This window comes from Mucilaginibacter sp. OAE612 (assembly GCF_041806395.1).
Taxonomy (GTDB): Bacteria; Bacteroidota; Bacteroidia; order Sphingobacteriales; family Sphingobacteriaceae; genus Mucilaginibacter; species Mucilaginibacter rubeus.
On record NZ_JBGMUW010000001.1, the window covers coordinates 6,795,481 to 6,807,952 of the forward strand.

Here is a 12,472-nt window from a genome sequence, read left to right on the forward strand (position 1 = left end):
TCGTTTAAAGCACTCTCCCTTCAGGGGGCGGGTTTGGGAGGGGGCGGTTACCCCAATATTTCCTTAATATCCTCGGCTGTAAGCGATTTAATGAAGCTTTCTTCGGTAGTGATCAATGCTCTTGACAGACTGAGCTTACGCTGTTGCAGGGCCAGGATCTTTTCTTCAACCGAATCTTTGGTGATGAATTTATAGATAAAAACGTTTTTGGTTTGCCCGATACGATGTGTGCGGTCAATGGCTTGCTGCTCAACAGCCGGGTTCCACCATGGGTCGAGGATGAACACATAATCGGCTTCGGTAAGGTTAAGACCTACGCCCCCCGCTTTTATCGAGATCAGGAACACACGCGTTTTTTCATCCTCCTGGAATTGTTTAACCACGTCGCCCCGGTTTTGCGTAGCGCCGTCCAGGTAGACGTAAGGAATACCAATGCGCTCAAAATGCTCGCGGTAAATGCTCAGCTGTTTTACAAACTGCGAAAATATGAGCACTTTATGCCCACCGTCAAGCACGTTGCCTAAGGTATGAACCACATCTTCAAATTTACCGCTGTCGCCTTCATAATCCTTATCGATCATGATCGGATGGTTGGCAATTTGTCTTAGCTTGATCAAGCCTTGTAGTACCTGGATCTGTGTTTTAGCAAACGTGCCATCTTCCAGGCTTTTCAGCAACTCATTCCGGTATTCGGATTTTACCTCTTCATAAACCGACGACTGCTCTTCTGTCATCTGGCAGTAGAAAAGATTTTCAGTTTTGGGTGGTAATTCTGTTGCTACCTGCTCTTTGGTGCGGCGTAACACAAAAGGCTTAATCAGGGCCTGAAGTTTGCGGGCCTTATCTTCATCCTTTTTCTTTTCTATCGGCGCCACAAACTCGTTTTGGAAAAACTGTTGCGCGCCCAATAAACCAGGATTAATGAACGACATTTGCGTCCACAAATCGTTAACCGAATTTTCGACCGGGGTACCGCTCAAGATCAATTTAAAGCGAGACTTGAGCTGTTTAACCGCCTGGTATGATTTCGACGACGGATTTTTGATATTCTGGCTTTCGTCCAGGATCACATAATCAAAAAAGAAGCCTTTAAACATTTCGATATCAATGCGGCTGATACCATAGGTAGTGATCACCACATCGTAATTGGCAAAAACTTCGGCACTGCGGTAGCGCATAGTGCCCGTATGTACCATAAGTTTCAATTGTGGCGCGAATTTGCGGGCCTCATTAAGCCAGTTATATATCAGCGAGGTTGGCATGATCACCAGCGAAGTGGCTTTGCCTCCAGCCTCTTCCGTATCTTCCTTGTGCTTTTGCAGCAGTGATAAAGTTTGGATGGTTTTACCCAAACCCATATCATCGGCAAGGCAGCCGCCAAAGTGGTATTGCTTTAAAAAGTGGAACCAGTTATAGCCTGCTTTTTGGTACGGCCTCAAATGACCTTCAAAATTAACAGGCATCGGCGCATCCTCCAGCTCATCAAAATTAGTTAGCTTTTGCAGTTTACGGGTCATGGTAACGCTGGCCATTTCGCCTTCGGCCAAATCGGTAACGAGGCCTATATGATGACGGCGTAATTTTAACTCATTGCTGCCTTCGGTAAAGTGCAGCAGGTTACCGTATTGTGAAAACCATTTTTCGGGAATCACGGCTATCTCGCCCGATGGTAATGTAAATTCCTTTTTATGATTGAGGATATGGTTTTTTAACTGGATAAAAGGGATTCGGTAGGGGCCGAAGCTCACCATGGCGTTGATATCAAACCAGTCGTTATTTTCTGTTACTTCAAGCTCAATTTTACTGCTGCCAAATACGTAGCGTTTTTGCCCTTCAGGCTGTTCCAGTTCAAAGCCCTGTTCAATAAGCTGATCATGATGCTGATTGAGCCATTCAAAAACAGAGAACGAGCGGTCGTCATCTTCATCGCGTCCGGCAACTTCAAGGTTTTGGAACAATGATGAAGCTATTTTAAGCCCCATTTGCTCCAATTGGTGCATTTTGCCTTTTTCCCAGGTAGTTGAACGCTTGATACGGTGAAACAGGTAATCATCACCGGTTTTTTCCATCCGCACAGAAATGTGCCTGCCATCGCCATAAGGAAATATATAGCCCGCATACTTAAAGGAAAGTTGCAACTGCGAAGTGCCGCCTTCAATATAAATGGGCTTAAGCACGGGGCGTGCATCATACTTTTCGGTATTGATGGTAAAACCTTCGGCATAAACATTATGCTTTTCGATAAGCGGGGCCACAAATTTTTCAAAGTATGATTGCTCCGACGATTTTGGTATAGCGATGAAACGCTTATTCAGGAAGGGCTGTAGTTTTTTACCTTCAATTTCCTTATCAAAATAATACAAGGTATCGTCGAGCAGCATCCAGGCCGGGTGATTGCAAATTATCTCGGCATTTTTAAACATGAACTCGATGCGCATACCCTGGTATTTGATGGTAGGAAAATACCTGATCTCTTCTTCACTGCGCCTGAAATGAAATAACACCGATGCCGCCTCGGTAGCCAGCTGAAGTTTGCGTTCGCCCGGATAACCTTCTTTACTCATCTGGTATACCTGCTTGCCGCAAAGTAATGACAACGCTTCAGCTATCCGTTTCTCCAGTTTTGGGCGGATCATATCGAACATCTGCTCATTGAAGATCTTGGAGAAAAACTCGAACGGGCGGATTGGTTTTTTGTAATACCTTTTGATCACATTTCCCTGCTCCATCTCCTCCAACAATTTGATCAACCTAATATCAGTTTCGTCCAAAAACTCGCAAAATTCTTTGGCGGTATTGGAAAATAAACGCTGATGGGTTAACGAAAATTCACCGTTGGGGTTAAGCTGAACAATGTGAGGCTCAATAACATACGACAGGTAGTCATGCTTGGCAATGGCATAAATAATTTGGCATGGTTTGGAACTGTCAACGCGTAACATGTGCTTCAGGGTAAAAAATTATTTGAAGCTACATCAAGAAAAAATTCAAACGTAAATAGAATTTACTGTAATTGAAAGAGTTTTATATTAAAAAATTGTTAACGCGCTGAAATTGACACGGTTTTGATAACATAAAGTGTTTTTTGCCGGATAGTCGCGTTTAATAAAGGAAAAGATAAAGATAGCCTTAATAGCGAGGTACGAAGCAATCTCCATTTAGAAGAGCAGTTCTGTGTGGCTGCTTGTACAGTTTGGGATTATTAATAATTATATAGGTATTAATGAGTTCCCTCCGGTCGGGTTGTCTTCGTTATTGTAAGTTGTTGATTTTTAAATGTGTTTTTTTGATCAATATCATAAATATGGGCGTTGCCTGCGGCCGCGCTATCCGCTCATACTGCACAGGCATTAGCCACAAGGCCGGTATCCGCTACTATCACTAACGCGGCCCAGGCACTATCGCTAAACTATTTTTATACGTCATCATGATTTTTTAACGTTCCATCAGGGTCTCTCACAGAGGATCCTGATATCTTCGCCTGGCAATGCGCATTTATTCGCTTACTTTGGCTTGCTCAACAAGTTAATGAACAACCTGTAAGCTCCGGGCACACCGGCAGGTAATTCCCTGAAAAATGCGAGTGACGTGTATATAAACCTGCCTTTGCCATAATCACCAACAATTAATGATCCGTTAAGAGGCTCCTCGCCTTTATCATGCATTTGCAAAATGGGTTTGTACTGCGGGTCGATATTGCTTACAAAATACAGTCCGCGCTCCTGGATCCAGCCGCTGAAATCATCATTGGTTATTTTGTTAGGATAGTTTAACACCGGGTTTTGAGGATCTAAAACAGTTACCTCGGCATTTTCGTCGGTAACCCTCCTGTTCACTACAGTGAACGGATACGGGCCTATTTGTTTTACAACAATACCATTGTTATTGTTGTATTGCACTACTAGGTTGCCGCCATTTTTTACATAAGCCATTAGTTTTGCCTGCTGATAAGCAAGGCGCTCATTCACATTGTAAGCCCGTACCCCGGTTACTATGGCGTCATAACCCGAAAGATCGCCATTCATCACCTCATTTTCACTTAGCAAATGTACATCATAACCTACCTGGCGCAAAGCTTCGGGCATTTGGTCGCCGGCACCGGCAATGTAGCCTATTTTTCTGCCGTTATGTTTAAGATCGAGGTAAACAAGCTTTGTTTGTGCCGGCGGAAATAGGGTAATAGCTGGTACGTGATCATACCTGATACGGCGAAGGCTAAGTGAAAATGGTTGGCCGTTAGCGTTAACCACCGCTTCCAGATCGGTAGTCTTAGTTTTAGTATCAGTTGGGGTAACCGTAAATGCTACTGACCATTCCTCATTTTTATCCTTATCGGTGAAGTCAATTTTTTCGGGGCTTATTTTCCAACCGGCAACAGATTTCAGGCTGATGGTTCCATTTGCTTTGGTAAAACTTTTCAGGTTTACCAATACCGTTTGTACCTGCTGTGTGCTGAAGATATAATCCTTGCCTTCGATATTGGCGGTTACCGGCGGCGTTATTTCAATAGGCTGATAAACCTCGCCCCTAACCGGGTCAACGTATTTATATATTATGCGGCGGTCAATATTAATAGGCTTCCCCTCAATGATAAACTGGAAGGTAATTTTGGGTAGATCTGGGTTTTCGGGATTGCCGGCCAAGGTGTTATCGGGCAAAGTGTAAACACCAATGGGGTGCGAGGCTGCAAGCCAGTACGGCTGCGTTAACATAGATGCGGCGGCAGTAGTTTCAAAAGTTTGCAGTTGATTAAATGGTATCTCCTTGCTTTGCAATGCTAATGCGCTATCGTTAGCATCAATGCTGTTTATCTTAACACGATAGTTAAACCTGTTGATCACCTGTGCACGTATGCTCATTTTATCGCCCAAAGCATATGTTGGCTCGGCTGCGTAAGCTTCAAACCAAAGACCGGCACAAGCTGTAATCAGGTTGTTCAGCTCTTTGGTTTTTTGTTCGCGCCAGTAGTTATCCGATATTTTCTCCACTTTCGTCAGCAATTGTACCAATGCCGGTACTGATTTTTCGGGCGCGTCACTAATAAAATTCCGGCTGATAACACCTGTTAACGTTGAGATAGCATCGCCATCTTTAACGCGCTTCCAGGTGGTATTAACGCCATCCATGAGGTCGTTTTGCGGGGCATCGCCCAAAATAGTTTTAAAAAATTCGTATGATTCGCCGCGTTGTTTGGCCGAACCAAAACCCTGCGTTTTGTGATTGCTACGGCTTTCGGCAGCTATTTCACCATAACCTTTACCCAGGATGGTATTATAAACCCCAACATTGATCTTAAACTGATCGGCCGAGGTAGTATTAATGTTGCCAAAACTAAAAGTGTTCCACATCAGGCGTTTGGCCTGCCATGGTTTTACATATTTTAACTGCTCCGGATAACGGTTTGGATCGGCGGCGGCTGTAAAAGCTTCCTGCGCTAATATAGCGGAAGAGGTATGATGCCCATGGCCCCCCTCGCCGGTTGTTGGGAAGCGGCAAATGATCACATCCGGCCTGAATTTGCGGATCACCCAAACTACATCGCCCAATACTTTTTCCTTATCCCAGATCTTTAGCGTTTCTTCCGGTCCTTTTGAAAAGCCGAAATCATTGGCGCGGGTAAAAAACTGTTCAGCGCCATCAATCCGGCGGGCAGCCAGCAATTCCTGCGTACGGATCAAACCAAGCAGCTCACTTTGCTCATTGCCTATCAGGTTTTGTCCGCCATCGCCACGGGTGAGCGACAGGTAACCGGTGCGATAATGTTTTTCCTGCGCCAGGTAAGCCAGCAGGCGGGTGTTTTCATCATCGGGATGGGCGGCAACATATAATACACTACCAAGCACATCAAGTTTTTTAAGGTTTTGCTGAATAGTGCCGAGATCGGTAGGTGGGTTGGTTTGGGCCTTTGAAAAAACAGTTGCAAACAGGAATACTGCAATGAGGTGGATACGCTTCATAGCAACAAATATATTGAAAGATAGATATTCTGTATTTCCTGTATCAATAATATAACAAAACCATTACGGTGACCATCAATCTGTTAAAGTTTTTAATGATAAATATTAAATGTTTCAACAAACACTTTTGATTTTTACAATTTTTTCAAGCATTGTCAAACAAATCTGTCATTCGATGGTAATCTTAATCAACTGATTAACTTTTTCTGCTTCAATCCGATACGCTTAATCAATCGTTTGATTAATTTTGTGCCGTTAAAACAATGGAAAAAGATAAGATAGATAAAAAGGAACATATCCTCGACGTGGCCGAAAAGGTATTCGCGGACCTGGGTTATGACGGAGCCTCCACCCGTACCATATCGGGCGAAGCCGGTGTAAACATGGCTATGCTCAATTACTATTTTGGATCAAAAGAAGGGCTTTTCCTGGCTGTTTTTGAACGCAAGATCAATTCGTTCCGTACGCTGCTGCAAAATATTAACAGCGATGGCAGCATGAATGCCTGGGATAAACTGGATAAATGTGTCGACAATTACGTTGAACGCATCATAGCCAACAACTGTTTTCAAAAACTCATTAACAGGGAAGTGTCCATGAATAAACGTGGCGACCTTACCGATAAGATCATCGAAATACTGATGGTAAATGTATATGAGGTAAAAAGGATTATGGAAGAAGGCGTAAACAGCGGCTTGTTTCATACAGATGCCGATATAGCACTGGTAATAGCTACCCTTTTTGGCACAAAAAATTACATAGTTAACATGCCGCAGCTATCATCATTAATACTGGGACATGATATTCGTGATGAAAAGTTTATGGAGAATGAACTGAAACCACGTGTTAAAACATACATGAAAAGACTTTTAAAAGCTTATTTAGTTAAAGAACATGACAACTCAAAATAACAAAACCAACCACCTTAAGCTATTAAAGCAGGTGTTACGGCCCATTTTACGCGGTAGTATCGCCCTCATAGTTTTGAGCCTGCCTTTTGCAGCCAGCGCACAAGACAGGACAATTACACTTGACGAAGCCATTAAACTCGGCCTTGAAAACAGCAAAACTTTAAAACTATCAAATTCAAAAGTTGAGCAAGCTGTTTCTCAATACAATCAGGCAAAAGACGAAGCATTGCCAACAGGTAAAGTAAGCTATGGCTATAACCGTGCCCAAATCCCGGCCAACAGACTGGCGCTGGGTTCTGAAAGCATTAACCTGCCATCGCATGCCGATGCGTATTTAGGGATCCTGAACTTAAACCAAACCATATTTGGCGGTAATAAATTGAAATATGCCCGCCAATCTACCGATCTGCTCACCCAGGTTTCCCGCCTTGATGTTGAAAATGATAAAGACGAGGTAGTTTATGATATCATCAGTTCGTACTATAACCTTTACAAAGTGCTGCAAAGCAAAAAGGTGGTAGCTCAAAACCTTGCTACTGTTGATGTACAAATTAAACAGGCACAGCGTTTTTTTGAACAGGGTTTGGTAACCAAAAACGATGTGCTGCGCTTTCAATTACAACGCTCAAATATCGAGGTTAACGGTGTCGACCTGGAAACTAACCGTCGTATCATCAACTATAATCTTAATGTGTTGTTAGGTTTACCGGAAGGGACACAGCTAAACATCGACCAGATCACCGAAGCCGACAGGCAGGTATCTCCGTTAACTGCTTACCTTGATACAGCAATGGCCGCCCGCCCTGAGTTTAAACAATTTGCTTTACGCAGTCGCGTTGCTGAAACCAATACTAAAAGCGTTAAAGCTAATAACCTGCCAACGGTAGGCGCATCGGCTGCTGCTTATTATGTTGATGTAAGCGCCAACCCGATACCTAAAAGCGGTAATTTTATCACCCCTATATCTGTAGGATTAACCGTATCATGGAACTTCAGCTCCCTTTGGACCAACAAGAACAAAGTTACCGAGGCTAAGATCCAGGAGCAGCAGGTTGAGATCAACAAAGGCATCACTACCGACAGGATAAAAAATGAAGTGAACCAAAGCTACCAAAGCTATACCCAGGCGCTTGAAAAGGTTAAACTTTTACAAACCTCTATTGATCAGGCCGGTGAAAACAACAAGATCCTCGAATCAAAATACAAAAGCAATATAGCATCTGCAACCGATAGGGCCGATGCCGAAACCTTGCTTTACCAGGCACAGATCAATTTAGAATTGGCTAAAGCCGATGCGGGTCTGGCTTACTATACACTATTAAAATCAACAGGAAAAATCAACAAATAACAATACCAAACCTTTAAATAAAATGGCAAAGGAACAAGAAACACCGGAACAACCGAAAAAGAAAAACAAAGTTATCCCCATCATATTAGGCATTGTACTTATTGGCGGCGTAATTTTCGGTATAAAAGAATACATCTACTTTAGCAAACACATTGATACTGATGATGCCCAGATCGACGGTGATATCAGCCCTGTAGTTGCCCGCGTTGGCGGATATGTTGATTCAATTTATTTTGAAGAAAACACTCATGTAAACGTTGGTCAGCCGCTGGTTAAAATTGATGACCGCGACTATAAAGTAAAATTAGAGCAGGCTCAGGCGGCACAAGTTGGCGCAAGCGCAGGCATTAATGTAAATCAATCGCAAATTTTCGCCAACGAAGCAAACTCTGCAAGTGCAAAAGCCCAGGTTTCATCAAACCTGGCCCACCTGGAAAAAGTACAGAAAGATTACGACCGTTATGCCAACCTGGTAAAAGACGGTTCAGTAACCCAGCAGCAATTTGATCAGGCTAAGGCCGATTTGGATGTTGCTAAAGCTAACTACAAAGCATCGCAGGATCAGTACAAAGCGGCTGTGCAGCAAATTGGCACAACCCGCAGCCAGTTAGCTGTTACCCACACGGGTGTATCACAAAGACAGGTTGATATTGATTATGCAAAACTGCAATTGAGTTACACGCTGGTGAAATCACCGGCAAGTGGTTTAGCCTCTAAAAAGAATGTACAGTTAGGTCAGTTGGTGCAGGCCGGCCAAACCCTGTTCTCAATTGTGAATGATAACAGCCTTTACATTACCGCCAACTATAAAGAAACACAGCTTACCAATATCAAAAATGGTTTAAAAGTTGAAATTGAAGTTGATGCTTATCCAGACATGAAGCTGGAAGGCCAGGTTTACAACTTTTCGCCTGCTACGGGTGCCAAATTCTCCCTGTTGCCTCCGGATAATGCTACCGGTAACTTCGTAAAAGTTGTACAGCGTGTGCCTGTAAAAATTAAAATCAACGGCACTAAAGAGGAGCTTGCAAAATTACGCCCTGGTATGAGCGTAAACGTATCAGTAATTAAAGAATAATATTATGGCTGAAACTGGCTTTAAAAAGTGGATCATCACCATTACGGTGATCACAGCTTCATTACTGGAGCTGATTGATACCACTATCGTTAACGTAGCGTTGCCTCACATACAAGGTAACCTTGGCGCAACCCTTGAGGATGTGGCCTGGGTAGTTACCGGGTATGCGGTAGCAAACGTGATCATATTGCCCATGTCGGGTTGGCTGGGCGGCCGTTTTGGGCGTAAAAACTATTTCATGGCATCTATCATAGTGTTTACCATCGTATCATTTTTATGTGGTAACGCGCACAGTATGGATGAGCTGGTATTGTTCAGGATTATTCAGGGTATTGCCGGCGGTGGTTTGATTTCGACAGCCCAGGCCATATTGCTTGAAACCTGGCCTCGTGAGCAGATAGGTACTGCAACCGCGCTATTTGGTTTGGGAGCGGTTGTAGGCCCAACAGTAGGCCCAACCATTGGCGGCTGGATAGTTGAAAACTACTCATGGCCCTGGATCTTTTACGTGAATATCCCGGTGGGGGCGCTGGCGGCGTTTTGTACGTACACCTTCGTGCGGGAAACACCCAAGGATGCCAAAGGCAAACCTGTTGACTGGTGGGGTATTATCCTGCTGGCTATTGCAGTAGGCAGCTTACAAACCGTACTTGAAAAAGGTGAAAGTGAAGACTGGTTTGCTAAGCCATACATCCTGGTTTTAACTATATCAGCTGTATTAGGTACCATATTATTCATTTGGCGTGAGATGAGTACCGAGCACCCGATTGTAAACTTCAGCATTCTGCGGCACCGAAGTTTTGCTGTGGGCATGTTCACATCCTTTATACTTGGGTTTGGTTTGTATGGATCGGTGTTCGTGTTCCCGGTGTTTTGTCAAAATCTGCTTGGCTTTAACGCCCAGCAAACCGGTGAGCTGTTGTTCCCCGGTGGTTTATGTACCATTGTGATGATGCCATTTATAGGCAAAATGCTAAATAAGGGCATACCAGCCCAGTTTATGGCTACTGCGGGCATGTTCCTTTTTTATGTATTTACACATATGTTAAGCAATTCGACACTGGCTACGGGCGAAAAGGATGTGTTAATACCGTTATTAATCCGTGGTGTGGGTATGGCTTTATTATTTGTGCCGCTTACTACGTTGGCCATGGCAGATTTGAAGGGCCCTGAGTTAGGTCAGGGATCGGGCTTGAACAATATGATGCGCCAGTTGGGTGGTTCTTTCGGGATAGCTACATTAACCACCCTCATCCATATACGCCAGGGTGTGCACCGCAATAATCTGCTTGTAAATATCAATCCGTATAACAATCCGTTTAATGACCGTTTGCACATGCTTACCCAGGGATTTATGGCCAAAGGCAAATCAATGATTGATGCCACCCATATGGCATATCAGGCTATCGAAGGTATGGTTACCAGGCAAACATTGTTGTTAACGTATGACGATGCTTATTGGATATCGGGATTGGTGATGTTATTTTCGATACCGTTGCTTTACCTGCAGCCGTTCAAAAAGCTGAAAGCTGTTGCGGATTCGCACTAAAACAATAAAAGCCGTTCCACTATTACCGGAACGGCTTTCCCCAAAAAAAATTAACAATTAAAATTTAAGTAACTCCTCCCGCATAAACAACATATTTGAATATTGCGACCGGGGTTTGTTTAATCTTAAGGTATAAATTTACTGGATTTTAATTAATAAACGCAAATTTTATTGGGCAATAAAATACTATTTATGAAAAAGGCATGAAATTTTATTGTTTCATGCCTTTTTCATTGTTAAAATAAGTTAAGCTTGTTAAAATATAACTTTACCTGTAGCGGTAATTAATGACGCTATACGTACGGCATCAAAAATACGCTCCTCGGTGGTGCCTAATTTTATAAGCGAATCCTCATGTGCGTTCACGCACATTTCGCAACCATTAATGGCTGATACTGCTAAACTGGCCAGTTCAAAAAACTCTTTACCGGTTACCGGTTTCATCATTAACTGCATACGGATCCGTGCCGGGATTTGGGTGTACTTTTCCTTTTGGGTAAAATGCCTGAAACGGTAAAATACGTTGTTTGATGCCAACAATGAGGCGCAACCTACAGCTTCGGCAATTTCGGCATCGGTAGCTTCGTTTTCTTTAGCGTATTTGGTAAAGAAGTTGGTAAGCGGAACATTGTTATTGTTTACAGCAGTAGCCAAACCCAGCAAGGCGCATTCTTTATTAGTTAAATGTGCTGAGGTAAGGGTGCTCGTAAAGTTCAGCTTTAAATCGCGCAGGTAACGGGATTCGCCTGTTTCTAAAAGGCTCAGGCTGGCTGTGCGATAATTTTTATCTAATCCGATACTTTCAAGTATCTCCTGGATCACTTCGGTACTTTCGTTCATTTTTTTTGGGGGTTAATTTTTATTGTAGAGACGCATCACATGCGTCTCCCACATGAAAATCGATATCGCTAAGCAGGTTGCGTGTCCTGGAGGGAGACGCATGTGATGCGTCTCTACTAAAACAACTTCAGCTTTAGGCTTTTAGCCTTTCGTTTTCGATCTTTCTTCAGCTTAAAAAAGGGTGTAAAAAATCCCCGCACCGGATACAGTACGGGGACGTTTATCTATTGTACAATTATACAGTTAAAGTTTCCTGACCTTTTTCCCAGTTGCAAGGGCAAAGCTCGTCGGTTTGTAAACCGTCAAGTACGCGTAATACTTCTTTCACGTTACGGCCAACGCTCAGGTCGTTAACTGATACCCAGCGGATGATACCTTGTGGGTCGATGATGAAAGTAGCACGGTAAGCAATTTTTTCAGTTGGCTCTAAAATACCCAAATCTTCAGCTAATGATTTTGAAGTATCAGCAAGCATAGGGAATTTCAAATCACGCAAATCGTCGTGATCTCTTCTCCATGCAGCGTGAACAAACTCAGAGTCGGTAGAAGCACCGATCAAACGGGTTTCGCGGTCGCGGAATTCGCCAAAGTTTTTGTTGAATTCGGCAATTTCAGTAGGGCAAACAAAAGTGAAGTCTTTTGGCCACCAGAACATTACAGTCCAAACGTTATCATCGTTGGTTAAATACTCAGAAGTAAGGGTTTCAAACTCTTTACCTTTTTCAAGGCTTACTACTGCTGTTTTAGAAAATTCGGGGAATTTTTGTCCTATGGTTAACATATTTTGAT

General features: G+C 43.2%; 8 protein-coding genes. 4 read left to right on the top strand and 4 right to left on the bottom strand.

From position 1 onward, the window contains the following. Positions 1-47 precede the first annotated feature (47 nt). Positions 48-2,942: a DEAD/DEAH box helicase gene (locus ABID99_RS28590; protein WP_373615866.1), complete on the bottom strand. Its 2,895-nt coding sequence runs from the start codon at positions 2,940-2,942 to the stop codon at positions 48-50. Between the two features lie 561 nt (positions 2,943-3,503). Continuing rightward, positions 3,504-5,957: a PIG-L family deacetylase gene (locus tag ABID99_RS28595; protein ID WP_373615867.1), complete on the bottom strand. Its 2,454-nt coding sequence runs from the start codon at positions 5,955-5,957 to the stop codon at positions 3,504-3,506. A 263-nt stretch (positions 5,958-6,220) separates the two neighbouring features. Here ABID99_RS28595 and ABID99_RS28600 point away from each other — a divergent pair, with 263 nt between their 5' ends. The 4 genes from ABID99_RS28600 to ABID99_RS28615 are packed head-to-tail and all read left to right on the top strand — an operon-like array spanning position 6,221 to position 10,843. Then, positions 6,221-6,868 (top strand): TetR/AcrR family transcriptional regulator, encoded by a 648-nt coding sequence (locus ABID99_RS28600; protein ID WP_090535016.1) that lies wholly within the window; start codon positions 6,221-6,223, stop codon positions 6,866-6,868. Further along, entirely contained in the window at positions 6,852-8,216 is a 1,365-nt protein-coding gene (locus ABID99_RS28605) for a TolC family protein (protein WP_373615868.1), read from the top strand. Before ABID99_RS28600 ends, ABID99_RS28605 begins: the two co-directional genes overlap by 17 nt. Positions 8,217-8,238: 22 nt before the next feature. Beyond that, positions 8,239-9,294, top strand: coding sequence for an HlyD family secretion protein (locus tag ABID99_RS28610; protein ID WP_090535019.1), 1,056 nt, complete (start codon positions 8,239-8,241; stop codon positions 9,292-9,294). Positions 9,295-9,298: 4 nt separating this feature from the next. Beyond that, entirely contained in the window at positions 9,299-10,843 is a 1,545-nt protein-coding gene (locus ABID99_RS28615; protein WP_090535020.1) for a DHA2 family efflux MFS transporter permease subunit, read from the top strand. Between the two features lie 255 nt (positions 10,844-11,098). On the opposite strand, the gene ABID99_RS28620 is transcribed toward ABID99_RS28615, so the two are convergent. Together ABID99_RS28620 and ABID99_RS28625 are read right to left on the bottom strand one after the other, a co-directional pair. After that, positions 11,099-11,683: a carboxymuconolactone decarboxylase family protein gene (locus ABID99_RS28620; protein WP_091172949.1), complete on the bottom strand. Its 585-nt coding sequence runs from the start codon at positions 11,681-11,683 to the stop codon at positions 11,099-11,101. Between the two features lie 235 nt (positions 11,684-11,918). Continuing rightward, the gene (locus ABID99_RS28625) at positions 11,919-12,464 is read right to left on the bottom strand and encodes a peroxiredoxin (protein WP_090535023.1); all 546 of its coding nucleotides are present in this window, start codon (positions 12,462-12,464) and stop codon (positions 11,919-11,921) included. Positions 12,465-12,472: the final 8 nt, after the last annotated feature.